The organism is Candidatus Coatesbacteria bacterium (assembly GCA_014728225.1).
Lineage (GTDB): Bacteria > RBG-13-66-14 > RBG-13-66-14 > RBG-13-66-14 > RBG-13-66-14 > WJLX01.
The window spans coordinates 1-24,249 of the sequence record WJLX01000059.1; the positions used below are offsets into that span (position 1 = coordinate 1).

At 69.2% G+C, this 24,249-nt stretch carries 16 protein-coding genes; 11 read left to right on the forward strand and 5 right to left on the reverse strand.

Going from position 1 to position 24,249, the window contains the following annotated elements; all coding sequences use genetic code 11:
• Window positions 1-276, reverse strand: a 276-nt coding sequence (locus tag GF399_04575) for a hypothetical protein (GenBank protein ID MBD3399587.1), incomplete at its 3' end; no start/stop codon positions are given.
• 220 nt (window positions 277-496) lie between these two features.
• Between GF399_04575 and GF399_04580 the strand changes: the two genes are divergently transcribed.
• Window positions 497-1,852, forward strand: a complete 1,356-nt coding sequence (locus tag GF399_04580; GenBank protein MBD3399588.1) for an aminomethyl-transferring glycine dehydrogenase subunit GcvPA — start codon at window positions 497-499, stop codon at window positions 1,850-1,852.
• A complete protein-coding gene (locus GF399_04585) occupies window positions 1,852-3,336 on the forward strand; it encodes an aminomethyl-transferring glycine dehydrogenase subunit GcvPB (protein MBD3399589.1) in 1,485 nt (494 codons plus the stop codon). The genes GF399_04580 and GF399_04585 overlap by 1 nt, the downstream gene beginning before the upstream one ends.
• Window positions 3,337-3,673: 337 nt before the next feature.
• On the opposite strand, the gene priA is transcribed toward GF399_04585, so the two are convergent.
• Window positions 3,674-6,106: a primosomal protein N' gene (gene priA / locus GF399_04590; protein ID MBD3399590.1), complete on the reverse strand. Its 2,433-nt coding sequence runs from the start codon at window positions 6,104-6,106 to the stop codon at window positions 3,674-3,676.
• 106 nt (window positions 6,107-6,212) lie between these two features.
• On the opposite strand from priA, the gene GF399_04595 reads away from it, so the two are divergent.
• From GF399_04595 to GF399_04610, 4 genes are all read left to right on the forward strand, one after another.
• Window positions 6,213-7,328, forward strand: coding sequence for a hypothetical protein (locus tag GF399_04595; protein ID MBD3399591.1), 1,116 nt, complete (start codon window positions 6,213-6,215; stop codon window positions 7,326-7,328).
• Window positions 7,329-8,167: 839 nt separating this feature from the next.
• Complete coding sequence (locus tag GF399_04600) at window positions 8,168-9,148, forward strand: ATP-binding cassette domain-containing protein (protein ID MBD3399592.1); 981 nt, start codon at window positions 8,168-8,170, stop codon at window positions 9,146-9,148.
• Complete coding sequence (locus GF399_04605) at window positions 9,141-9,875, forward strand: ABC transporter permease (GenBank protein ID MBD3399593.1); 735 nt, start codon at window positions 9,141-9,143, stop codon at window positions 9,873-9,875. Before GF399_04600 ends, GF399_04605 begins: the two co-directional genes overlap by 8 nt.
• Before the next feature lie 351 nt (window positions 9,876-10,226).
• Window positions 10,227-13,190 carry a hypothetical protein gene (locus tag GF399_04610; GenBank protein MBD3399594.1) on the forward strand — a complete coding sequence of 988 codons (2,964 nt, stop codon included), beginning with the start codon at window positions 10,227-10,229 and terminating at the stop codon, window positions 13,188-13,190.
• 176 nt (window positions 13,191-13,366) lie between these two features.
• On the opposite strand, the gene GF399_04615 is transcribed toward GF399_04610, so the two are convergent.
• Both GF399_04615 and GF399_04620 read right to left on the reverse strand, forming a co-directional pair.
• Window positions 13,367-13,894, reverse strand: coding sequence for an NYN domain-containing protein (locus GF399_04615; GenBank protein ID MBD3399595.1), 528 nt, complete (start codon window positions 13,892-13,894; stop codon window positions 13,367-13,369).
• Between the two features lie 301 nt (window positions 13,895-14,195).
• The gene (locus GF399_04620; GenBank protein ID MBD3399596.1) at window positions 14,196-16,721 is read right to left on the reverse strand and encodes a T9SS type A sorting domain-containing protein; all 2,526 of its coding nucleotides are present in this window, start codon (window positions 16,719-16,721) and stop codon (window positions 14,196-14,198) included.
• 238 nt (window positions 16,722-16,959) lie between these two features.
• Between GF399_04620 and GF399_04625 the strand changes: the two genes are divergently transcribed.
• From GF399_04625 to GF399_04645, 5 genes are all read left to right on the forward strand, one after another.
• A complete protein-coding gene (locus tag GF399_04625) occupies window positions 16,960-17,301 on the forward strand; it encodes a cupin domain-containing protein (GenBank protein MBD3399597.1) in 342 nt (113 codons plus the stop codon).
• Window positions 17,298-19,697, forward strand: coding sequence for an ATP-dependent DNA helicase RecG (gene recG / locus GF399_04630; protein ID MBD3399598.1), 2,400 nt, complete (start codon window positions 17,298-17,300; stop codon window positions 19,695-19,697). Before GF399_04625 ends, recG begins: the two co-directional genes overlap by 4 nt.
• A 326-nt stretch (window positions 19,698-20,023) precedes the next feature.
• Window positions 20,024-21,157, forward strand: coding sequence for a hypothetical protein (locus GF399_04635; GenBank protein MBD3399599.1), 1,134 nt, complete (start codon window positions 20,024-20,026; stop codon window positions 21,155-21,157).
• A 139-nt stretch (window positions 21,158-21,296) separates the two neighbouring features.
• Window positions 21,297-22,334, forward strand: coding sequence for a hypothetical protein (locus GF399_04640; protein ID MBD3399600.1), 1,038 nt, complete (start codon window positions 21,297-21,299; stop codon window positions 22,332-22,334).
• The gene (locus GF399_04645) at window positions 22,331-22,954 is read left to right on the forward strand and encodes a hypothetical protein (GenBank protein ID MBD3399601.1); all 624 of its coding nucleotides are present in this window, start codon (window positions 22,331-22,333) and stop codon (window positions 22,952-22,954) included. The genes GF399_04640 and GF399_04645 overlap by 4 nt, the downstream gene beginning before the upstream one ends.
• A 103-nt stretch (window positions 22,955-23,057) precedes the next feature.
• On the opposite strand, the gene holA is transcribed toward GF399_04645, so the two are convergent.
• Window positions 23,058-24,119 carry a DNA polymerase III subunit delta gene (holA, locus tag GF399_04650; GenBank protein MBD3399602.1) on the reverse strand — a complete coding sequence of 354 codons (1,062 nt, stop codon included), beginning with the start codon at window positions 24,117-24,119 and terminating at the stop codon, window positions 23,058-23,060.
• Between the last annotated feature and the right edge of the window lie 130 nt (window positions 24,120-24,249).

Genomic DNA, 24,249 nt, shown 5'->3' on the forward strand with positions numbered 1-24,249 from the left:
GTCGCCGTCCACATCCGCGGCGTAAACCGAATAGGCGCCGTCGAAGCCGCCGTCAACGCTGTGCTCTATCGTCGGGTCAAGAACCGCTCTGCTTAAACCGATTTCGCCGGGAACTCCCGACCAGTTGATATCGGTAGAAGTATCGAACTGGTCGCCCCAGTCGGTTACCGGCCCGGGCACGCCGTCGCCTCCGCTCCAGTCGGTCTGGTTGGCCTCGTCGCCAAAGGCGGGGAGGAGCAGGCACAGAGTAAATAAAAGACCTACCAGCCGTTTCATCGTTCCTCCTACGGTGTGCATTCGGTAAGCTTTTGTGACGAGATAACTATAGCACCCCCCGGCGCTTCGCCGCAAGGACGCACCTCCCCCGGCGGTGTCGTCGGGTCTTGCTTTTTCACCGCTTCCCGTCGTAATCTTGCTGGTGATAAGGTCGGACGCACCCCTTTTTTTACCCCCGCGATTCCACTACGACAACCTCAAGTCAGCCACGGAGAAGCAGATGGACTATCTTTCGCACACCGACGAGGACCGCCGGTTGATGCTGGAGCGCATCGGGGCGTCCTCGACGGCGGAGTTGTTCAGGGACCTGCCGCAGAGGCTGCTGGATCCGGCGATCGAGCTACCTCCGGCGCTCAGCGAGCCGGAGCTGCTGGAGCGGGCGGCACGGATCACGGCGCCCGATTACATCAGCTTCCTCGGCGCCGGGGTCTACGACAGCTACCTCCCCAGCGTCATCGGCCGCTTGATCGGCCGACCGGAGTTCCAGACGGCCTACACCCCCTACCAGCCGGAGATCAGCCAGGGCACCCTGACCACGATCTACGAGTTCCAGACCTCGATCTGCCGTCTGACGGGCCTGGATATCGCCAACGCCAGCATCTACGACGGGGCCTCGGCGGCGGGCGAGGCGGCGGCTTTGGCGGCGCGCAACGTGCGCAAGGCCAACCGCGTCCTGGTCAGCCGGGGGTTGCATCCCCTCTACCGGCGGACCATCGCCACCTACGTCGGCGACCTGGACTGCGCCGACGGCCGCTGCACCATGCTGGAGGAAATCCCCCTGGACGGCGACGGCAAAACGGACCTCGCCGCCCTGGAGGATCTGCTGGACGGCGGGGTAGCCGCGGTTTTCCTGGCCAGCCCCAACTTCCTCGGCGTGGTCGAGGATCCGACAGCGATCTGGGAGCTGGTCCACGAAAAGAGCAAGGCGCTGGCGGTCCAGCTGGCCACACCGCTGGCCCTGGCGCTCTACAAGACCCCGGCGGCCTGCGGCGCCGACATCTGCGTCGGCGACGGTCAGCCCGTCTGCAGCACACCGGCGGGGGGCGGGCCCTTCGTCGGTTTCTTCGCCGCGACGAAGAAGCTGGCGCGCAAGATGCCGGGCCGGATCGTCGGCCGCACCGTCGACGCCGACGGCAAGACCTGCTACGCCCTGACCCTGCAGACCCGGGAGCAGCACATCCGCCGCGAGAAGGCCACCAGCAACATCTGCACCAACAACGCCCTGATGGCCCTGGCGGCCGAGATCAACCTGGCTCTGCTCGGCCCGCGGGGCATCAGCGAGCTGGCCGAGCTCAATCTGCAGAAGGCCCACTACGCCGCCGACAAGCTGACGGAGCTGCCCGGCGTCGAGCTGCGCTTCCCCGCCTCGCCCTTCTTCAACGAGTTCGCCCTGCGCCTGCCCGCAGGCGGGGCCGCCGCGGCCTGGGAGAAACTGCCCGCCGTCGGCTTCATCCCCGGCCTGCCCCTGGCCCGCTTCTACGACGATTACGCCGACTGCCTCCTCGTCGCCGTTACCGATAGGCGCTCGCGGGAGCAGATCGACCACCTGGCCGCCGCCCTCGAGGAGGTGCTCTGATGGCCGACAAGCGCCCGCAACAGCCGATCGAGCCCGCGATCTACGCCCACTCGACCCCCGGTCGTCGCGGCTATCGACCCCCCGCGGTCGACGTGCCCGCCAAACCAATCGACGAACTGATCCCCGCCGGCCTGCGGCGGAACAAGCCCCCGGCGCTGCCCGAGGTCGACGAGCCGACCCTGGTCCGGCACTACGTCAAGCTGTCCCAGCTCAACCATAACGTCGACGTCGGCTTCTACCCCCTGGGGTCCTGTACGATGAAGTACAATCCCAAGATCGCCGACGCCGTGGCCGAGCTGCCCGGACCCAACGCCCTGCACCCCCTGTTGCCCGAAGCGCTCTGGCAACCGGCCCTGGAGATCCTGGCCGAGCTGGAGCGGATGCTGAGCGCGGTCACGGGGATGGACCGCTACACCCTGCAGCCCGCCGCCGGCGCCCAGGGCGAGTTCACCGCCATCAAGATGATCCGGGCCTACCATACCGCCCAGGGCGACCCGCGCAAGGTGCTGCTGGTGGCCGATTCGGCCCACGGTACCAACCCGGCCTCGGGGACGATGTGCTCCTACGACGTCGTCGAGGTGGCCTCCGACGAGCGCGGCAACGTCGACCCGGCGGCGCTGAAGGAACTGCTCTGCGAGGACGTGGCCGCCCTGATGCTGACCAATCCCAGCACACTGGGCCTGTTCGAGGAGCACATCCTCGAGGTGGCCGAGCTGGTGCATTCCGTCGGCGGCCAGTTGTACTACGACGGCGCCAACCTCAACGCCCTGATGGGCCGTATCCGTCCGGGCGACATGGGCTTCGACGCCGTGCACCTCAACCTGCACAAGACCTTCGGCACGCCCCACGGCGGCGGCGGCCCGGGCTCCGGACCCGTGGGGGTCAAGGAGCACCTGGCGCCCTACCTGCCCGTGCCGACTATCGAGCGGCACGGCGAGGGCTGGACCCTGGACTGGGACCGTCCCGACTCCATCGGCAAGCTCAACGCCTTCTACGGCCACTTCCTGGTCAACCTGCGCGCCTGGGCCTATCTACGTTTCCACGGTCTGGAGGGCCTCAGGAACGTCAGCGCCCACGCCGTCCTCAACGCCAACTACCTGCTGGCCCTGATCAAGGACCTGCTGCCGCCGGCCCATGACCGGACCTGCATGCACGAGTTCGTCGTCAGCGCCAGGGAGCTCAAGGAGCAGACCGGGCTCAGCGCCCTCGACCTCTCCAAGCGGATCATCGACTACGGCTTCCATCCGCCGACGAACTATTTCCCCCTGATCGTGCCCGAGGCCTGGATGATCGAGCCGACGGAGACGGAGACCCGGGAGACCCTCGAGGCCTTCGCCGCCGCGCTGCGCCAGATCATCGAGGAGGAGGCGCCCGCTGATCCGGAGCTGCTCCACGGGGCGCCCTGGACGGCGCCGGTGCGCCGCGTCGACGAGGTTCAGGCCGTTCGCGAGCTGGATGTCTGCTGGCCCGAGGAGAGTGACTGAGCGAAGGTGGCGTATACATACCGCGGCCCCGGGGGAGGCCTCCCCGGGGCCGTCGCGGCAAGGTCGTATCCCCCCTGTCGGAACGGGATGATAAGCTCGTCCGCGTTTGCTGAAGGGGTCGCGATTCGGATAAGCATCCAAGGCGGGGGCGTGAGTGGAAGCTCCCGCCCTCGCCACGATCAGCCGTTCCCCCCTCACCCCGGCCCCGTCTCCAGCAGGGAGCGGGAAGCTGACCCAGCCGTTGTAGAGATCAACCACGCCGGGCGGTCCGCGGGGCTTGATCCCCGGGTCCGCCCTGCCTGAACCGGCGTTATCCGGATCAACGGACGAGCCGTCGCTACATCAGACTCACCGGATCGACATCCACGGCCAGGTGCGGCTTGGACCAACCCCGGGCGCTGTCCCGGGCCGTCTTCAAGACCCGCTTGAGGATCTCCCCGCTGGAAGCCTTGAGCAGCAACTGGAAGCGCCAGCGGCCGCGCACTCGTTCCAACGGCGCCGGAGCCGGGCCGAGGAGCCGATAGCGCCGCCGATCATAGTGCTCGGCCAGCAGGCCGCCCAGCTCGTCGGCCAGATCGACGGCGGCGCCGTGAGCCTGCGGCGCCGCCTCGGCGCTGACCACTAGGGAGGCCAGCCGGACGTAGGGCGGCAGCAGGGCCCGGCGCCGGAAATCCAGCTCGGCCTCCAGGTACTCGGCGTAACGCCCCCGGGCGGCGCAGTCGACGGCGTAGTGCTCGGCCTGATGGGCGGCGATGATCGCCCGACCCGGCCACAAGCCCCGTCCGGCCCGGCCGATGACCTGGGTCAGCAGGTTGAAGGTCCGCTCGGCGGCGCGGTAATCGGGCAGGGCCAGACCGGCGTCGGCGCGCAACACCCCGACGACGGTGACCCGGGGAAAGTGGAAGCCCTTGGCGACCATCTGGGTGCCCAGCAGAACGTCGGCCTGCCCGGCGGCGAAGCGGGCCAGCACGCCCTCGTGTCCCCCGGAGCCCCGGGCGGTGTCCGAATCCAGGCGTACCACCCGCACCAGGGGCAGCAGGCGGTTGAGCTCCTGCTCGATGCGCTCGGTGCCGACGCCGAGGGGCGCCAGGGTTCCAGTGCCGCCGCAGCTCGGACAGCGGGGCGGGAGCGGCTCGACGGCGTCGCAGTGGTGGCAGCGCAGCTCGTTGCCGGTGCGATGCAGTACCAGGGGCACGTTGCACTGGCCGCAGACGGGGATGAAGCCGCAGCGTTCGCACTGCAACCCGGCGGCGTAACCCCGGCGGTTCAGCAGCACGATCCCCTGGCGACCCCGCTTGACGGCCTCGCCGAGGGCTGTGGAGAGCTCGGGCGGGACGAGGGTTTCGGCCTCGCGACCGCGCAGATCGACGAGCTGGACGGCGGGGGGGGCGGCGCCGTCGACGCGCTCGGTCAGCTCCAGGGTCTCCAACCGACCCTCCCGGGCCAGGTGGGCGCTCCAGATACTGGGCGTGGCCGACCCCAACAGCAGGGGGCAATCGTTGAGGCGGCAGCGCCGGGCGGCGACCTCGCGGGCGTGGTAGCGGGGGACCTCGGCCTGCTTGTAGGCGTCCTCGTGCTCCTCGTCGATGACGACGAGGCCCAGGTCTTTGATTGGCGCGAAAACGGCTGAGCGCGGCCCCAGGGCCACCCGGGCCCGGCCCTCGTAGAGCCGCAACCACTCGCCCCGGCGCCGCGCCGGACCCTGGCGGGAGTGCAGCAGGGCCACGGCGTCGCCGAAACGGGCGCCGAACTGCCGGGCCAACTGGGCGGTCAGGGCGATCTCGGGCACCAGGACGATGGCGCCCCGTCCGCGCTCCAGGGCCGCGGCGACACACCGCAGGTAGACCTCGGTCTTGCCCGACCCGGTGACTCCGCGCAGCAGGAAGGCCGACCAGGAACCCAGCGCGGAGCAGACCCGCCCCACGGCGCGGGCCTGCTCGTTATTCAAATCGTGGCCGGCGTCGTCGCCCTCGTCGACGCCCAGGCGCTCCAACCGGGCCGACTCGACCCAGCCCCGGCGCTCCAGGGCGTGGAGGGTCGAATGGCCGGTGTCGGCCCAGCGGCAGGCGTCGGCGGCCCAAACGTATTCCCCCGGCGCCCCGTGGGCCTCGAGGGCCGCCAGCAGCCGGGCCTGGGCCGGGGCCTTGTCCGCCAGCTCATCGAGGTCGGGCAGCCCGTCGGTCAGGCGCACCGCCAGGCGCTCTCTGGTCTTGAGTTTCGGCGCCAGCGGTTCGTCCCAGCTCCGCAGGTGCCCCGTCTCGACGAGACGGTTCAGCTCGGCGGCGGCCTCCTTGGGCAGTCCATCGAGCAGGGCCCGCCGGTTGAGCGGGCCGTCGCCGAGGCGATCCCACAGCTCCAGGGCCGGCCCGACGAGCTCCAGCGGCCGACCCGCCGGACCCCAGCCGTACATCCGCCGGGTGCGCGAGGAAACGGGCAGCATGGCGTCCAGGGCCGCCCCGAGGGGCGCCTGATAGTACTCGGCCAGCCAGCGGCCCAGCTCCAGCCGCTCGGCGTCGATCAACGGCCGGCGGTCGATCACCCCGCGGACGGCCTTGACCTTGGCCGGCTCGAGACCCGGCGGCGGCTCCGCGGTCACGCCGACGACGAAGCCCACCTCCCCCCGACCGCCCAGGGGCACGTGAACCCGGGCCCCGAGCCGGGCGTCCATCCCCCGGGGCAGGCGGTAGGTCAACGGATCGCCCAGATCCAGGGGCAGGGCCACCTCGAGGTAGGGCGGACGCTCCGGCAACACTGGCACCTCGTCGCTCATGGGTTGCATTCTAGCACGAAGGACGGCCCGCGCGCTTGCTAGGGAACCCGCGTCTCCTGTATGATAGTTACTCTCGCAACCGACATCACCCGCCCGGAGGTCAGCCGTGGAGTCGCGCAAGACCTGGAAGATCGTCATCATCGTCGCCGCCGCCCTGGCCGCCGGCACCCTGGCCGTACTGCTCAACATCCGCACCGAGGAGGTCGTCGAGGGCGTCGAGGCCCGCCTGTTCTTCGGCTCCCTCTCCAGCGACGAGGCCGCCCGCCTCCTCGGACTGGCCGAGGAGGCCCGCACCGCCGGCGATCTCGAGCGGGCCCTCGGCCTGGTGACCTACGCCTACACCCGCCACGACGAGGAGCTGGTCGACGACCTGATGCTGCTCTGGGGACGCATCCTCCTAGAACAGGACAAGGCCGACGAGGCCGTCGAGGTCCTGCGACGCCTGATCGACGATCACCCCGAGGGCGACGTCATCGTCGACGACCTCCTCGGCCCCCAACTCTACGCCGTGGCCGAGGCCTCCTCCAGCAGCGACAGCATCGACTACGCCCTGACGGTCAAGCTGGCCGGGCTGGCCCGCCGGGCCGATTCCGCCGCCCTCGAGCGCTTCCAAACCCTGATGGACGGCTGGCTGGCCCGGGACTTCGACCTGGATTGGACCTACGAGCATCAGGGCGAGATGGAGTACCACAGCCGCTCCACGGCGCGCTCCGATGTCGGCGCCGCCGAACACGAAGCCGAACTGCGCGCCCCCGGGCGCTTCGCCGCCGAGCTGAGCACCGTCCTCAACCTGGGACCGCCTCCCGGCGAAGAGGAGCCCCTCGTCTCCGAACCCAAGCTGGCCGAGTATCTGACCCTGACCGAGCGTATCACCGTCGAGGTGCGCGGGACCGCGGTCGAGGAAATCGAACCCGAGGAGGACGCAGAAGACGCCGAGGACGCCGAACCCGCCGCAGGCGACGAGGACGAAGAGGAAGACGACTGGCTGACCGAACACCTCGCCGAGGGCATGACCGAAGAGGAGGCCGCCCTGCTGCGCGAAGTCCTCAGCGCCACCCCCACCCCGGAGGACCGCGCCAGCTACCGCGCCGTGACCCGGGTGGACTGCCGCCTCGAGGGCTTCTCCCTGGGCGAACTGTTCGACCACCTCGGCCTGGAACCCTACACCGGACGGCCCGCCCTGCCGGGAAGCCAGCTTTCGCCGGAGGAGGATGGGGAATGAACTGTCGGGGCTGTTCGCCTAACCGCCGTTCAGCCGCGAATAAGCCCGAGACGTTCCTTCAACGAGTATTTACACCTGTCCGGGCCATTTTCACTGCTGAAAGATGAACTCGGTGGTGAACGGGGTGAGTTCAATCCAGCCGTCGGCCGGGCTTCCCGGGCTGAACAGCGCTTCCGCCGGTGAACTAAGGCCGCAGGCCACTGTTCAACCGTCGGCGACCCGCGGATGGAAGCGGCGGATTACTACCGGATTAGCTCCGTCGGGAGCCATCGAGCAGGCGCAATGCTTCGACCGACGAGCCGTCCTTCACCGGTCTGCCGCCGCAGTTGGAGACCTATCCCCCGCGCGGCCGACGGCGTCCGGCCGGCGACGCCCACCGCTCCCACTGCGAGCACTGGTTATTGGCCCGCCGGAGGCCTACAGCGCCGATCATCGATCATTGGAGACCCCGACGGCGAGTATCAGTATCGCTTCGAAAACCTTCAGCTACGAATCCACCTCTTTCCCGCGCTACCCGACTGGTTCGCAACGCAATGCCCGTGGCCGAACGGGGATGAGCTACATCGAAGAGGACCGGGTCGAGGAGCCGAACACCGAGCACCGCGTTCCAGCCGCAGGACCGCCCCGGAAAACCGCTCCAGCGAAACCGTCACCAAGCCGCCCGCCCCGGAACCGGCACGGTTTTTGCATCTCGGCGACCGTTGGAGCGACGATAGCGGTCCGCCTCCGCAAAAACCGTGCCGGTTCCGGGGCGGGGAGGGTGTGATCAGCGGTAAACAAGCTCAGGAGCGGTTTTCCGGGGCGGCTCCAATCGTAAGACAACACGAGTGAGGTACGGATTGCGCGAGTCGACAACAGCGGCGGTCGAGGTCGCGGGCCTGAGCAAGAGCTTCGGCGCGGTCGTCGCCGTGGCGGGGGTGGATTTCGCCGTTCGCCCCGGCGAGGTGTTCGGCCTCCTCGGTCCCAACGGCGCCGGCAAGACGACGACGATCAAGCTGTTGACGGGCCTGGCGCGGCCCGACGGGGGCCGGATCCGTTACTACGGCGAGGATTACACCGCCCGGCTCAAGGCGGCCCAGCATCTTTTCGGCGTCGTCGCCGACGGCAACAACTTCTACAACGAACTCAGCGGGCGGGAGAATCTGGAGTTCTGCGCCGCGCTCTACGGCGTGGAGCGCGGGGAGGCCCGGCGGCGGGCCACGGAGTTGCTGGAGCGATTCGGTCTGGAGGGGGCCGCCGAGCGGCCCTTCGGCGGCTACTCTCGGGGGATGGGACGCCGGTTGTGCATCGCCGCGGCCCTGATCCACCGGCCGCGGCTGTTGTTTCTGGACGAGCCGACCACGGGGATCGACGTGCCCAACGCCCGGGACATCCGCCGGTTGTTGGCCGGCCTGGGCGAGGAGGGCACGACGATCTTCCTGACGACCCATTACCTCGAGGAGGCCGAGCGGCTCTGCGACCGGGCGGCTTTCATCGACCGCGGTCGGATCGTCCGGCTGGCTTCGGTGGCCGAGCTGCTGACCGACGCCGAGGGGCGTCAGAGCCTGGAGTTGGAGCTGGACACCGAGCCGGCGGCGCTGTTGCCGATCCTGCGCCACGCCTTCCCCCTGCTGGAGTGGCGGATCCTGCCGGGGCGACGGCTGCGGGTCAGCAGCCTCGACGGGATCGAGCTGGCGCCGTTGACCGCCCTGCTGACGACCCACGGTGTGCGGGTCTTCGAGGCCCGGCGGCTGCGCCCCAGCCTGGAGGAGGTCTTCATCGCCGTCACCGGGAATAAAGGCGGGGAGGCGGTCCGCGAGAAGGGGGGCGGTCGTGGGTAAACGCAGCGCCTTTTGGGCCATCCTGCGCAAGGACCTGCGGGCCTACTACTTCAAGCCACCCAACATCAGTTGGGGCCTGGTCTTTCCCCTGGCCTGGACGCTGATGTTCTTTCTGCGCTCCGGCGGCGAACTGGACATCGTCCGACTGCTGCCCGGGGTGACGGCGATGAGCATTCTCTTCGGCACCACCTCGATGCTGGCGGTGACGATCACCTTCGAGCGACGGGTGGCGGCCTTCGACCGTCTGCTGCTGGCCCCGCTGCCCCTGGAGGGGTTGATGCTGGCCAAGCTGGGCGGCGCGGTGCTGTTCGGCGTGCTCAACTCCGCCGTCCCGCTGGGCCTGGGCTTCATCCTGACCGACGTCGGCCCGGTCCAGTGGCTGGTCGTCGGGCCGGCGATCCTGCTGATCGCCTTTTCGGCGGCCCTCGTCGGGCTGTTCGTCGCCGTCAGCGTCAGCGAGGTTTTCGAGGCCCAGACCTTCTCCAACTTCCTGCGCTTCCCGATGCTCTTCCTCTGCGGGCTGTTTTTGCCCCTGGCCCAGCTTCCGGTCTGGCTGCGGCCGCTGTCCTACGCCCTGCCGCTGACCTACGGCGTCGACGCCCTGCGCGGCGGCCTCGGTGGCGGGCTGTATCTGCCGCTGTGGCTGGACTTCACCGCGCTGTCCGGTTTCTGCGTTCTGCTGTTCCTGCTCAGCCTGCGCAACATCAAGCGCCACTGGATCCTCTGAGGTCAGTTCGGGAAGATGCTCAGGGCCAGCGGTGACGGGGGGTTTGCTCAAGCAGCCGCGAACCCCCTGACCCGGCAGCCTGAGCAGCTGATAATCATAGGTGAACCGCCACAACCAGCTCGTTCGATCAGCAGACCAATTTGCTGCCTAACCGCCTTGAGCGAAATAACTTGCCGGTAGCCTTAGGTCAATCGCAACGAGGTGCTCCCGGGCATAGTTATTCTTAACCGTTCCGGGCCCCGCCCGGCGCCAAACCGCCATCTACGGGCTGTGAAAACCACCCGTCGGACCCCTGGCTTGGTGCGTGGGGCGAGCCCCGCCGCGGCAGCGGGGTCTGAGCCGGCCTTGGTCATGGAGCGGGGCGGCCGGTTCACGGTTTTGTCTCCAGGCGGGCAGCCTGTCAAATCCCCAAATCCGTCGAGGTCCCCGATGAACGAGACACGGTTGAACCAAGCCCGGCACCTGTTGCTGACCGACATCGGCAGCACGACGACCAAGGCCCTGCTGCTGGAGCGTCGGCCGGGCGGCTACCGCTTCGCCGCCCAGGCCGAGGTGCCGACGACGGTGGAGAAGCCGGTCGAGGATGTGCGGGTCGGCGTGCGCCGGGCGATTGCCGCCTTGCAGGCAAGCTCCGCCGTCGCGCTCCTCGACGACGACGGTCCGCGGGTGCCCTACCTGACGACGAGTTCGGCGGGCGGCGGCCTGCAGATGCTGGTCTTCGGCAACAGCGCCGTGGAGACGGGGCGCATCGGCCGGCTGGCGGCCTACGGCGCCGGCGGGGTGATCCTGCGGACACTGACCATCGACGACGAGCTGTCGGCGGCCGACAAGGTCCGGCTGATTCGGGAGCTGCGCCCGGACATGGTGCTGATGGCCGGGGGGCTGGACGGCGGGGCCATCACCAGCGTGGTGCGGCTGGCCGAGCTGCTCAAGGTGGCCGATCCGCAGCCCAAGTTCGGCGGCGGCCGTCCGCCCCTGGTCTTCTGCGGCAACCGCGACGCCCGGCGCTTCATCGCCGAGGTCTTGGGCGACGGCTTCGAGTTGCACATGGTGGACAACGTGCGCCCGGACTTCCAAACCCTCAACCTGGAACCGGCCAAGCGCAAGGTGCGCGAGCTGTTCATGGAGAACGTGATGGAGCGCGCGCCGGGCTACGAGGCTCTCAAGGACTGGACGGCGGCCGACATCCTGCCGACGCCCGCCGGCGTCGAGCGCATCCTGCGCCTGCACACCGCCGACAGCGAGGAGAATGTGCTCCTCGTCGACATGGGCGGAGCCACCACGGACATCTTCACCCTGCTGGGCGGCGACTTCCAGCGCACCGTGGCGGCCAACATCGGGTTGAGCTACTCCCTGGCCAACATCCTCAAGGAGGCCGGGCTGGAGAGCATCCTGCGCCACCTGCCCGACTACTTCCCCGCCGAGCCGACCCGCGACTACCTGGTCAACAAGACGCTCAACCCGACCTACGTGCCGCAAAAAGACGCCGAGGCGCTGATCGAGCGGGCGGCGGCCGTCGAAGGCCTGCGGATCGCCTGGCTGCAGCACCGGCAGACGGGCTTCGAGCTGGCCGAGGACGGCGGTGGGCGGCGCTGGCGGCGCGACGCGGCCTGCAACCGCTGCGAGGACGTCTACCTCGACCCGCAGGGCCGACCGCTGCAGCTCTCGCAGTTGGACCTGCTGATAGGCGCCGGCGGGATCTTCGCCCACGTCGACACCCCGGTCCAGGCCTTCTGGATGCTCGTCGAGGGCTTCCAGCCCCGGGGGATCGTCAAACTGGCCCTGGACCGGGCCTTCAAGAGCCCCCACCTGGGCGTGCTGTCGACGCTGCTGCCCGAGGCCGCTCTGGGGCTCTTCCGCCGCGAATGCCTGCGCGAGCTGGGCTACGTCGTGGCACCGACGGGGCGTCTGGAACCCGACAAGACCGCCCTGAGCGTCGAGGACGTCCGCGGCGGCGAGGTCCAGCGGCTGGCCGGCGGCGAGCTGCTCTATCTGGCCCGCGGCGGCGAGCTGGAGATCACCACCCACCGCGGCGTGGGCCTGCGCGGCGCGCAGCGGCGGTTCCAGCTCGCCACGGACCTGCCCGTACTGCTCGACTGCCGGGGGCGCGACGAGCTGACCGACGAGGCGGCGAGACAGCTCGGCGATCCGCTGAACCGCTCGGGGGTCTCGGCCTTCAGCTTCCGGCCCTGGCCCGTGGAGACGGCCATCGAGCCCGGCGAGCGCGAAGAACCCCGTCGCGGGGAGTTCGAGGTCCAGCGCCGCCTGCCCTATCCCGGTCGGATCCTGGTCCGCCCCGCAGACACCGTCCAGCCGGGCGACGAGGTCGCCGTCAACAACTACGAGCCGCCCCGGCTGTTCGTCCTCGACCTCAACCACATCACCGGCCGCCACGAACCCTTCAGCGAGGAGGAGGTTCGGCGCTGCCTGCTGGTCGGGGAGGGCGACGTCATCGAGCCCGGACAACGCGTCTTCGACTTCCGCAGCCTGACGGGTGTCGCCCAGGCCCAGGACTACTCGGCCACAATCCGCGGCCGGGTCTTCCGCATCGAGCCCCGCGGCGTCGTCCTGGTGCGCGAGCTGCAGGACTACGACGGCGAGCCCCACGTCATCAACGTCGCCGAGCGGCTGGGCATCGAACCGGCCAAAATCAAGCGGCACCTGCGACTCAACGTCGGCGATTTCATCTCCCACGGCCAGATCATCGCCCCCCAGATCCTCTTTCAGACCCGCACCCTGGTCGCCGACAAGGAGATGACCGGCACCCTCAAGGACATCGATACCGAACAGGGCACCATCACCGTGCAGTACGAACTCAACCCGGTCAGCCTGTGCGCCGCGGTTCAGGGGACGGTCGGCGGGATCGAGGAGGGCCGCGCCGTGACCCTCCAAGGGCGCGGCACCATCCTGCACGGCGCCGTCGGCTTCGGCGCCGAGGCCTGGGGATGCCTGAGTGTCCTCGACCCCGGCGCCACCCCGACGGTCAAACACGCCGCCGGGATCGTCGTCAGTCCCGCACCTCTCGACGGGGACTTCCTGCGGGCCGCCGCGGCGGCGGACGTCGCCGGCGTCGTGGCTCCCGCCCTCCCCAACGCCGACTGGATCGACTTCTCCGGCCTCGAGCTCGGCGTGGCCCTCACCGGCGACGAGGAACCGCCCTTCAGCCTGCTGCTGACCGAGGGCTTCGGCGAGTACCCCATGCGCGAGGACTACCGCGAGCTGCTGGCCGCCGCCGCCGGCCGGACCGCCTCCCTGGCCCCGCGGACCCAGATCCGCGCCGGGGTCATCCGCCCCCGGATCATCATCGGCGAATGAATGGCGCAAGACCGCCATGGGCCCGGCGCGCGTTCTTGCCCGAACCCTCCCGGCGACGGGAGGGTTCGGCATGCAAGAACCGTGACGGGCCCGGTGCGCAGAGCGCGGGGTCGATGAAAAGAGACCCCGCGGGGCCTCTGGTTGATTGCGCTGGAAAGCGTCGGTAGCGGCGCGGTCTACGTCCCGGGCAGCTTCTCGAACTCCTCGCGCAGGTACTGCAGGTCGTAGTAGCGATCGGCGGCGTTGATCAGCTCGATGGCCACCATCCCCCGGGTCGAGACGACGATGACCTCCTTGCCCTTGGTGCGCAGCAGCTCCAGGGCGCGCTCGAAGTCGGAGTCGCCGGAGAAGACGATCGCCCGGTCGTAGTTGTCGACGGTGTTGAACATGTCGACGACCATCTCGGTGTCGAGATTGGCCTTGCGAACCTCCTCGCCGGTGTCGAGGTCGAAGATGACCTTGACCTTCTTGCGCCGCACCGTATAGCCCATCATCGTCAGGGCATTGAGGAAGTTCTCCTCCTTGGACTCGGTGGGCTGCTGGACGCCGGTGTAGTAGAAGGCGTTGTAGAGGTTCTCCGGATTGGGGACGAAGTAATGCAGGATACGCTTGTAGTCGAGGTGCCAGCCCAGCTTCTTCTGAGCGTAGAACATGTTGACGCCGTCGACGAACAGAGCGGTTTTATTGTCCTGGGATTTGACCATCGTAATCCTCTCTCGTTGGCTGGAGAAGCCCTACGGTGGAGCCGTTGCGGGATGCCGGTAACTCCGGGGCGGTTGGTGGTTTGCGAAGATAGGGAGGTAGCTGCAGGCTATGGGGTCCGATACTGAAGGCAGAGTTTAGCAATGGATGTGACGGCTGTCAAGACGGGGGACGAGCGCTCCCGCTCGACGACGGCAGCTCCCCGCGCTCCCGACCCCGGCTTCCGGCAGACGAGACGAACGCTTTAGACCGACGAGGGAGCCGAAGCTCCCCCGTCGCTGCCTGACTGCTCTTGATACGGGATTAGCGGGTGACGGCCAGTCGACGGGTCGCCGTGTCACCGGCGGCCTCGAGGCGGATCAGGTAGATGCCGGAGCTGTGGCTCGCGGTGTTCCAGGTGACCTCGTGGCGACCGGCGGCCAGCTCCTCGTCGACGAGGGTGGTGACCAGGCGGCCGGCGAGATCGTAGATCCGCACTGTGACAACGCCGCTCTCGGCCAGCTCGAAGGGGATGGTGGTGGCGCCGGCGGTCGGGTTGGGGTAGTTCTGTCCCAGGCTGGTGACGCGGTCGGCGGCGCAGAAGCTGACGCTGATCGGACCGTGAAGCTCGCTGCGCCCGGCGGTGTCGATCAACTCCAGCTTGTAGGAATAGCTGGCGTCGGTCTCGACACCCCGGTCGAGGAAGCGGCGGTCGCCGATGGCGTTATCGTTGAGGCGGAGGTAGTCGCCGCCGTCGCTGCGCAGGATGTTGACGCCGCTGAGTTCGGCGGGGTCGCCCACGCTCCAGCTCAACAGGACGCCCTCATCTTCGGCGTCGGCCCGGAAGACGACGTCGTCGAAGCCCTGCTGGACCGCATCGATGAAGAAGTCGTCGAAGTAGAAACCCTCGTAGTTGACGTTGTAATCGCTGTAGAAGCGGAAGCGCAGCTTGACGACGGAACCCTCGTAATCGGAGAGGTTGTATTCGAGCTCCTGCCAGCTCAGCTCGTTGCCGTTGTAGGTATCGAGGGTCTCCCAGCCGCCGCCGTCGTCGATCTCGAGGTAGACGTAATCATAGCCGGACTCGACGTAGTACCTGGTCTGGAAGGTCAGCTCGTAGTGGTCGGCGTCGATGAAGATCGGCACCGTGGTCAGGGTCGATTCCTGATCGTCGGCGTAATCACCGGAGCCGGTGTCGCCGCATTTCCAGGAATAAGTGCCCGAGACGGCGTCCTCGTCGGAGAGATGCCACTCGTCATTGGCGCCCTGATGGGTCCACAGACCGTCGCCGGACTCCATGTCGTCGACGAAGCCGGCGCCGACGACGATACCGAAGGTCAAGTCGTTGCTGTAGCCGCCGTCGGCGCTGGCGGTCAGGTCGGCGGAGGTGTTGTAGGGCGGCGGGCATTCCTCGGCGACCTCGAAGGTGTAATCCTCGGCGGCGGTGCCGCCCGAGGCGATGGTGCCGAAATCCGCCGAACCGTCGGTGACGGTGAAGTAGGTGTCATCGATGGCCAGCTCGGCGCTGACACCGGTGGCCGTGTCGGTGCCGTTGTTGATCAGGGTCACCGTGGCGACGATGGTTTCCCCGGGATCGATCTTGCCGTCGCCGTTGCCGGCGGAATCATCGAAGCTGACGCCGTCGACGGCCAGCATGACGGGTTCGACGGGGAAGGGATCGGCGTACATCTCGAGGAATTCGTCCCAGAGGGTCTCCGAGAAGTCGATGTTGTTCTGGTAACTGGTCCAGCTCGAATCGCCGGAGCCGTTGGTGGGGAACCAGATGGTCAGCCCGCCGGAGCCGTCGATGGGGTTGTGCATCCCGCCGGCCAGCACGTAGCTCTCCAGGTTGCTCTCCACGGCGGCGGCCGCGTCGCGCAGCTCAGCCGGCAGGTCGCCGTCGGCGGCCAGGACGCTAATGAAGTCGTAGAGATCGCGGTCCTCCGAGGTGTTCCAGTAGCTGGCCGAGTTGCGCGCCGCGGTGATGTCGGACTCGTATTCGTAGCAGTAGTCGTACAGCAACTGGCAGAGGTTGTCCCAGTCGGCTGACATCACACTGTCCCAGTTCTTGACATCAGCGGCGCCCTGGGTTACCCCGCTGCCGTAGAAGTCCAGGTAGTCGTCGACGATCCGGGCGGCCAGTTCCTCCGGGGTGACGTCGCTGTCCTCCTGGAAGATCTCGAAGGCCTGGTAGTCCCAGCCCTCGCCGGGCTCCGAGTCCGGGCTGGCGATCTGGATGCCGACGACGTCGTCTTCCATCTGGTAGCCGGTCTCGATCTGACCCAGCAGGCAGACGTCGTAGCCCAGGATGTCGATATAGGTGCCGACGTTCTTCAGCGCGCTCTCGAACTCCCAGATCTTCAGATCGCCGCAGGCGCCGCGATCGATCCAGTCCAGGGTGTCGTCGCGCCAGATGCCCGAGCCGTGGTCCCAGGCCGAGATGGCGTAGTGATCGGCCGGGTAGTTGTCGACGCACCACTGGACGAGGTTCTCGAAGGCGTCGATGTCGGTGTCCATGTCCAGGGTGTCGTCCCAGATGCCGTGACCGTCGATCTCCGTGGAGACGACATGGCTCATCCCCTCGTCACCGTCGTAGTACTGGGGATCGTAGTCGACATGGTAGAGCTGCGCTTCGTGGCTGCCGTAGCCCCCGGTGGTGCCCAACAACCAGATGACGTCGACTCCGTCGGCGTACTGGCTGTAGTCGCAGGTCTCCATCTCGTTGAGGTCGTCATGGCCGTAGGAATAGAGGTTGTTCTGGTTGTTGCACCAGACGATCACCGTCCACGAATCGGCGACCACGGCCGTCGGCAGGACGATGAGCAGCAGGACGAGCAGCAGGCGTTTCATTCAGATCTCCTTGTTGCCGGGTGGGGTCCGGTAAACACAGCCGCCGGGAGCAGTGGGCGGCGGCCCGCCGTGCGCCCCGGGCGTCGAGGACACTTGCGTCGTTGTGAATACAAAGGATAAGCTAACCGAAAAGATGGCCGCTGTCAACCTGTGAGCGCAGCAATCGCTGCCGGGTGCGGTTGCCCCGGCCGTCGAGGCATAGTAAACTCGGCGGCGCCCCCGTGAGACTGGAGTCCCTGTGCTGATCATCAAGCCCGCCGAGCGTCCCCTAAAAGACAACCCCCACGGTGTCGACGTCCGCGGCCTCTTTCGCGGCGAGCGCGCCCAGGTCTCCCTGGTCAGCCTGCAACCCGGGGAGCGGCTGCGCCTGCACCGCACCCCCGTCGACGCCCTGTTCTACCTGCTGGAGGGACGCGGCGTCGTCACCGTCGGCGTCGAGGAGGCCGAGGTCGACGCCGAGGCCCTCGTCGACAGCCCGGCCGGACTGCCCCACACCTGGCGCAACACCGGCGACGGCCCGCTGCGGATCCTGGTCCTCAAGACGCCGCCCCAGAGTGAGCCGACCGAACTGCTGGAATGAACGAGGCCCTCGCCAGAGCGGCAGCCAAGCTCGCCGGCCCCCTGAGGGCGCTGCGACGCAGCGATTTCGCCCTGGCGGCGCGCATGCCGACGCTGGGGGCCACGATCAGCGGCTGGCTGGACGAGCTCGAGGGGGTCCTCGCCGAAGGCCGGCTGGCCGCATTGCGCGAACCCCTGGCCAGTCTCGACGACCGGGCGCCGCGGGAGAGGAGCGCCCGCCTGCGGGAGTTCGCCCGGCGCTGGGCCGCCGTCGTCGACGTCGGAACGGCCGGGAAGGACCCGGCTCCCGCTCCCCAACCCGTCAACAGCGCCCCGCCGACCGGTCCGTCCACCCTGGCCCGGCTGGCCGCCGTGCCCCTGCGCGGACGCCGGGGCGTCGGGCCTACCCGGGCCGAACGCCTGCGACGCCTGGGTCTGGAGAGTGTGGCCGATCTGCTGACCTACCGGCCCCGGGACTACCAGGACCGCCGCCGCCTCGTCCCGCTGAACAAGGCCCGGGTCGGCGACGAGATCGCCGTCATCGGCCGCCTGCGCAGCGTCGAATACAAACGCAGCCGCCGGCGGGGCGGCCGGGGCAGGTTGGTGGCCCTGCTGGCCGACGACTCCAGCACCCTGCTGCTGACCTGGTTCAACGCCCCCTACCTCAAGCGCCTCCTGCGCGCCGGACAGCGACTGGTGGCCTTCGGCCGCGTCGACGCCTACGGCGGCGGCCAACTGATCAACCCGGACTTCGAGCTCCTGGGCGATGACGCCGACAGCGACCCCCTGGCCGCCGGACGGATCGTGCCGATCTACGGCCTGACCGAAGGGCTGGGGCAGGGCTTCCTGCGCCACCTGGCCCGCCGCCTGCTCGACCGCTGCCTGCCCGACCTCGTCGACCACCTGCCCGAAGCCGAGCGCACGGTCCTCGGTCTGCCCCCCCTGGCCGAGGCCCTGGAGGGGCTGCACTTCCCCGCCGACCCCGACGGACCCCGCCGGGCTCGGCGGCGCCTGGCCTTCGACGAGCTGCTGTTGCTCCAACTGGCCGTTCTGCGGCGGCGGCGCCGCCTGGGCGAACTCGCCGGGGCGGTCATCGAGCCCGCGGGTGAGCTGGCCCGGCGCCTGACCGCGGGCCTGGACTTCGAGCTGACCGGCGCCCAGCGGCGCGTCCTCGAGCAGATCCGCGCCGACCTGGGCCGCCCCCGGCCGATGAACCGCCTGCTCCAGGGCGACGTCGGCTCCGGCAAGACCCTCGTCGCCGTGCTGGCCATGCTGCTGGTGATCGAGGCCGGCTACCAGGCCGCCCTGATGGCCCCCACCGAGGTGCTGGCCCGGCAGCACCAGCGCAAGCTGCGCCGCCTGCTCGAGCCGCTGGAGGTGCCTTGCCGCCTGGTGACCGGCTCGGTCAAGGCCCGCACCCGCCGCCTCAACGCCGAGGCCGCCGCCGCCGGGGAACCCGGCGTCTGGATCGGCACCACCGCCCTGCTCTCCCGGGACTTCAACCTCCAGCGGCCCGGCCTGGTGGTCGTCGATGAACAGCACCGCTTCGGCGTCGCCCAGCGCGCCGGGCTCTACGACGAGCGGGCCAACCTGTTGGTGATGACCGCCACGCCGATCCCCCGCAGCCTGGCGCTGACCATCTACGGCGACACCGATACCAGCGTCCTCGACGAAGCGCCCCCGGGCAGGCGCCCCGTCACCACCCGCTGGCTGCGCCGCAAGGACGCCGCCGAGGCCTTTGCCTGCCTGCGCCGGGAGGTCGAAGCCGGCCGCCGGGGCTTCGTCGTCTGCCCCCTCGTCGACGACGAGGCCGGTGGACCCGTCGCCGCCGTGCCCCGCTTCGAGGAGCTGGCCACGGGCGAGCTGGCCGGACTGCGACTCGGCCTGGTCCACGGCCGGCTCGAGGCCGCCGACAAGGAACGCGCCATGCGCCGCTTCGCCAACGGCGAGCTCGACGTCCTCGTCGCCACCACCGTCGTCGAGGTCGGCGTCGACGTCGCCGAGGCTACGGTCATGATCGTCGAGGAGGCCCAGCGTTTCGGCCTGGCCCAGCTCCACCAGTTGCGCGGCCGCGTCGGTCGGGGCGACGATCCCGCCCGCTGCTACCTGATCTCCGGCGACGAGCCGACCCCGGAGGCCCGCCGCCGACTCAAGGCCCTGACCAACTCCACCGACGGCTTCGAACTCGCCGAGCTGGACCTCGAGCTGCGCGGCCCCGGCGAACTGCTGGGCACCCGCCAGCACGGCATGCCCGACGCCGCACTGGCCGCCCTGGTCTCCGACCGCCGCCTCGTCGAGGACGCCCGCGAAACCGCCCGCGGCCTGCTCGACGCCGCGCCCGAACTCGAGGATCACCCCCTGCTGCGCGAGGCCCTCGAGCTGCGCTACGGCGACGACGCCCCGCCCCTGGTCGGCTGAGTCCACGGTCTGCTACAATCACCCCGCAACGTACCCAGCGCGCCGGGAGACCTTTGAAAAAAACCCCACCCGACCAACTCCGCCGAACCCGCGGGCCGGAACCGGCACGGTTTTTGCGGAGGCGGACCGTTAACATCAGCCGTAACGGTCTCCGAGATGCAAAAACCGTGCCGGTTCCGGCCCGCGAAGGACACCCGCGGCGCACGAGGCTGTTTTTCAAAGGTCTCCCGGCCGGAACCCGGACGGGACTACGAGCATGGGCAGCGATTGCCAAATCGGCGGCACAGGTCGACGAGCCGGGCCGCCAAGCAAGCGAGGAACCGTCGATGATCAAGAGCCGTGTCCTGCTGTGTTTGATACTGACGATCGTCGCGCCGATCCTGGGCCTTGAGGTCGTCGGAACGGGCTGTTACGAGGAGGAGGGCGTGACCTACGCCGTCCTCGAACTCGACGCCGCCGCCGAGGTCGGCTTCTCGACGGAACTGACCGAGCGCCCCTCCCTCGGCTTGGTGGTCTACGATTGCGAGCTGGAGGGTGCCGGACGGTTGACCGAGGCCGTCGGTCTGGCCGCCGGCGGCGGCTACGAGGCCCGGGGTGACGACGCCGTCTTCTTTCTCTACCCCGCCGCCGGCGCGGGGAGCTATCGCGTCTATCTGGCCCGCGATCCCTGGCGCGCCGTGCTGGAGATCCTGCCCGGCGGGGACGCCGGAAACGGCGGGACGGCCGTCGAGGTCGACGAGATCGATGAAAGCGAAGACACCTACCCCAGGCCGCCGGACCTCTCGGGCTGGACCAGGGGGCCGATCCTGTTGGTCGATGACGACGACGGCCCCAACAACGGCAACCGCTTCGGCGTCGACGCCCAAGAGCGCTACATCGGGGCGCTGGAGACGCTGGGCGCGCCCTACGAGTTGCGCGTCGTTTCGCACCACGCCAACGGTCCCTCCGCCGTCGAACTGGCCGGCTACGAGGTCGTCGTCTACTTCACCGCCGGCGACGCCTACAAGGTCTGTCTCAGCGCCGCCGACCGGCGCAACCTGCGCAGCTATCTGGACAACGGCGGCCGCCTGCTGCTGATCAGTCAGAACTACCTCGATCAGGTACGCTCCTCGGGCAGCGCCGGGGCGGGCTCCCTGGCCGAAGCCCTCGGCGTGGCCCGCTGGACGGGGGACGTCTGCAGCACGATCGCCCTGGGCGAGCCCTACCACGAGATCAACGCCGGGTTGTCCCTGGAGCTCTTCGGCAGCCGCTACAACGTCGGCTGCTGGGGTGACGGACTGGAACTCAACGATCGCGGCGAGCCCGTCTTCAGCAATCTGGGCAGTGGCGATTACTGCGGTGTGGCCGTAGAGCAGCCCGGCTACCGTTCGGTTTTCTTCAGCTTCGCCTGGGTCAACACCGTCGTCGACGAGGAAGCCGTCGCCGTACTCGGCCGGGCCCTGGAGTGGCTGGCGCGTTAGCTTCGCCCCCCCCCCGGCGGCGTCACGGTTCTTGCATTCCGCGTTCACCCTGGCGGGTGAACGCGGGCAACAACCGCGCCGCCGCCTACGTCGTATCGCTGATCAAACCCGCGAAAGCGATCCTGGAGCAGTCGGCTCGATGAGTGAACGGGAGCAAGTCGCGGCCTACCGGCGGCGCCTGGCCGGCGGGCTGCTGGTCGCCCCGCTGGCGGGGACGAGCGATCCGGCCTGGTACGGTCTGTTGGCCGACGCCGAGCCGGCGGCCTTCTACGGTGAGATGATCACCGCCGACGGTCTCTTCCGGGGCAGCCGCAAGACCCGGTCGATGATATGCGGTCTGGACGGCGGGCGGCGGCTGCCCGGTTGCGAGTATCCCCGGGCCTATCCGGAACTCGGCGTGCCGGTGGCCTGCCAGCTCTTCGGTCATCTGCCCGAGGCCTTCGCCCAGACGGCGGCCTTCGTCGAGGCCTGCGGCTACGAGGCGATCGACCTCAATTACGGTTGTCCGGCCAAGAAGGTCGTTCGCTCGGGCAACGGCGTGGCCCTGATGCGCGAGCCGGGTCTGGCCGTCGAGATCGCCCGGGCGACGGTCGAGGCCGTCGCGTTGCCGGTCAGCGCCAAGCTGCGCCTGGGGTTCGCCGACGCTCCCGAGGCCTACCTGCGCCTGGGTGAGTCCCTGGCCGGTGCCGGGGTGGCCTGTTTGATCCTCCACGCCCGCACCCGGGAGCAGGTTTTCGGCGGCCGGGCGGATTGGCGCGCTATCGAGCGGCTGGTCGCGAGCGTCGGGATCCCCGTGATCGGCAACGGCGACATCGAGGGACCGGAGGACGCCCGACGGATGCTCGAGCGGACGGGTTGCCACGGGGTAATGGTCGGTCGGCGGTTGATCCGGGCGCCCTGGGAGGCGAGGCGTATCAGCGCGGCGCTGCGCGGTGGGGAGCCGCCGCCGGAACCCGACTGGTCCGACCGGTTGGAGTGGACCCGGCGCCACGGCCGCCGACTTGCCGCTTATTACGGTGAGAAGACGGGTATGATGCGCATCCGCCGCTTCGCCCTCTACTACCTGCGTGAGGTTCGCGGCGCCCGGGAGCTGCGCCGCCGGATCGTCCGGGTGGAGAGCCTGGCCGAACTCGACGCCGTCCTCGACGAGGCCCGGGAGCTGGGGGGTGAGGAATGATGATCCGGTTGCTAACGGCCGCCGGCGCGGCGGAGCTGGTCGCCCGCGGCTCGCGTTTTATCGCCGCCGCCCGCGCCGTCATCGATCGCGACGAGGTCGACGGTCTGGTCGCCGGATTGCGTCGTGAGCACCACCGGGCGAGCCACGTCTGTTTCGCCTACCGGCTGGGCCGGGAGCGCAGCGAGGAGTTCGGCAGCGACGCCGGTGAGCCGTCGGGCACTGCCGGCAAGCCGCTGCTGGACGCCCTGCGTTCCTGTGAGGTCGTCGACGCCCTGGTCACCGTGGTGCGCTACTTCGGCGGGACCAAGCTGGGGATTCGGGGCCTGATCGACGCCTACGGCGGTGCGGCCCGGGCCGCCCTGGAGGCGGCGCGCATCGCCCCGGTGGCGCCCTTTCGCCGCTGGCGGGCCGTGGTGGATTACGCTGCTCTGGCAGCGCTGCGCAGCCGGGTCAACGAGCTGGGGGGGCGCTGCGAGGCCCTGGAGTACGGCGCCGGTGTGCGCGTCGAGATGGCCTTCCCCGCCGCGGCCGACCTCGAGGGCTGGCTGGTCGACCTCGTCGGCCGGGGGACCCTGGAGGGGTTGGAGGAACTGACCGTCGCCTGGCTGCCGTTGGGCTGAGCGTGGGCCGTTGTCTTCATCCCCATCGTCGGTGATAGTCGAACGGGTCGGGTCCGGGGACCCGACCCGTTGGCTAATCGCCCGACCCCGTCCGGGGGCTTGTTCAGCTTTGCGGCCGCAGGACCGCCGGTGCGGCGGCGGTCGACTCCGGATCCACAGCGCCGGGCAGGTCGGCGAGGTAATTGGGCCAGCCCGCTTCCCCGCCCCGGGCCAGGACGTAGATCAGTTCGAGGAAGGCGGTCTGCGGATCGGGCAGGCCGAGCTTGAGGGCGGCGTCGAAGGAGGTCAGCACCCGGCGGGCGTTGAGGACCTCCTCGGCGCACAACCGTCGCGCGGCGGCCTTGTACTGCCCCAGGTATTTGTAGTAAACGCCCGTGGCCGAACCCAGCTCCTTGTCCGAGCGCCCCAACCGCAGCAGATGGCCGACGAGCTGGACGATGCGGTAGTGACGGGCAATCAGGCCGACGAGGGCCAGGGGCTCCTCGCCGGCGACCAGACCGATGCGGGCCTGGGCGACGGCGGCGGCGGGCCGTCCGGCGGTCAGCAGATCGCAGAGGCCGAAGCGGTCGAAATCCGGCGAGGCCGACAGCGCCCGGCGTACCTGCTCCGCGGTCAGGGTCTCGCCTTCGCCGACCAGCAGGGCCAGGGCCTCGACCCGGTTCTCCAGGCTTTCGACGCTGCTTCCCCCGGCCAGCAGGATGTACTCGACGGCGTCGGCGTCGGCCCGGACGCCGCGCTGTTTGAGGAAGTACTGCACCGAACGGCGCAGCTCGGCCTCACCGAGGGCCGAGCAATCCACCGTCACCTCGGCGAGGCTCTTGTAGAGCTTCGAGCGTTTATCGAGCTTCTCCAGCAGCAAGGCCAGATAGTTGGGGGCCTGGACCCTTGCGGCCAGCGCCAGCAGCCGTTCGGCGCGCTCGCCGGTCAACCTGCCGGTGCGCAGGACGGTCAACCGGGCCCCGGAGAAGAAGGGCAGGGTCTGCAGGGCGTCGGCCAGCTCGGCGGGATCGAAATCGCCGTCGAAGTGTTCCTCGTCGACGTCACCCCCGAGGGCCGAGCGCAGGTGCTCCAGGGCTCGGCGGCGCAGGCCCGGATCCTCGCCGGCCAGCAGGCAGACCGGCGGGAGCTGCTGTTTGAGGTGCTTGCGCCACTGGGCGGGTTTCATCGGCACGGCGGCTCCCTTAGTCGTCCCGCCAAGGATAACGCCCCCCGCCGGGGATGGCAAGGGGTCGCCTTCGCGTCCACGGTCACGACGCTTGTGCGCCGGCGAGGTTTCCCGCGTAACCGGTCACAGG

What these genes read in the sequence shown, in the direction of transcription:
- GF399_04580 (MBD3399588.1), top strand. Translation starts at nt 497, where the DNA reads ATGGACTATCTTTCGCACACCGACGAGGACCGCCGGTTGATGCTGGAG.
- GF399_04585 (MBD3399589.1), top strand. Translation starts at nt 1,852, where the DNA reads ATGGCCGACAAGCGCCCGCAACAGCCGATCGAGCCCGCGATCTACGCC.
- priA (MBD3399590.1), bottom strand. Translation starts at nt 6,106, where the DNA reads ATGAGCGACGAGGTGCCAGTGTTGCCGGAGCGTCCGCCCTACCTCGAG.
- GF399_04610 (MBD3399594.1), top strand. Translation starts at nt 10,227, where the DNA reads ATGGAGCGGGGCGGCCGGTTCACGGTTTTGTCTCCAGGCGGGCAGCCT.
- GF399_04615 (MBD3399595.1), bottom strand. Translation starts at nt 13,894, where the DNA reads ATGGTCAAATCCCAGGACAATAAAACCGCTCTGTTCGTCGACGGCGTC.
- GF399_04620 (MBD3399596.1), bottom strand. Translation starts at nt 16,721, where the DNA reads ATGAAACGCCTGCTGCTCGTCCTGCTGCTCATCGTCCTGCCGACGGCC.
- recG (MBD3399598.1), top strand. Translation starts at nt 17,298, where the DNA reads ATGAACGAGGCCCTCGCCAGAGCGGCAGCCAAGCTCGCCGGCCCCCTG.
- GF399_04635 (MBD3399599.1), top strand. Translation starts at nt 20,024, where the DNA reads ATGATCAAGAGCCGTGTCCTGCTGTGTTTGATACTGACGATCGTCGCG.
- GF399_04640 (MBD3399600.1), top strand. Translation starts at nt 21,297, where the DNA reads ATGAGTGAACGGGAGCAAGTCGCGGCCTACCGGCGGCGCCTGGCCGGC.
- GF399_04645 (MBD3399601.1), top strand. Translation starts at nt 22,331, where the DNA reads ATGATGATCCGGTTGCTAACGGCCGCCGGCGCGGCGGAGCTGGTCGCC.
- holA (MBD3399602.1), bottom strand. Translation starts at nt 24,119, where the DNA reads ATGAAACCCGCCCAGTGGCGCAAGCACCTCAAACAGCAGCTCCCGCCG.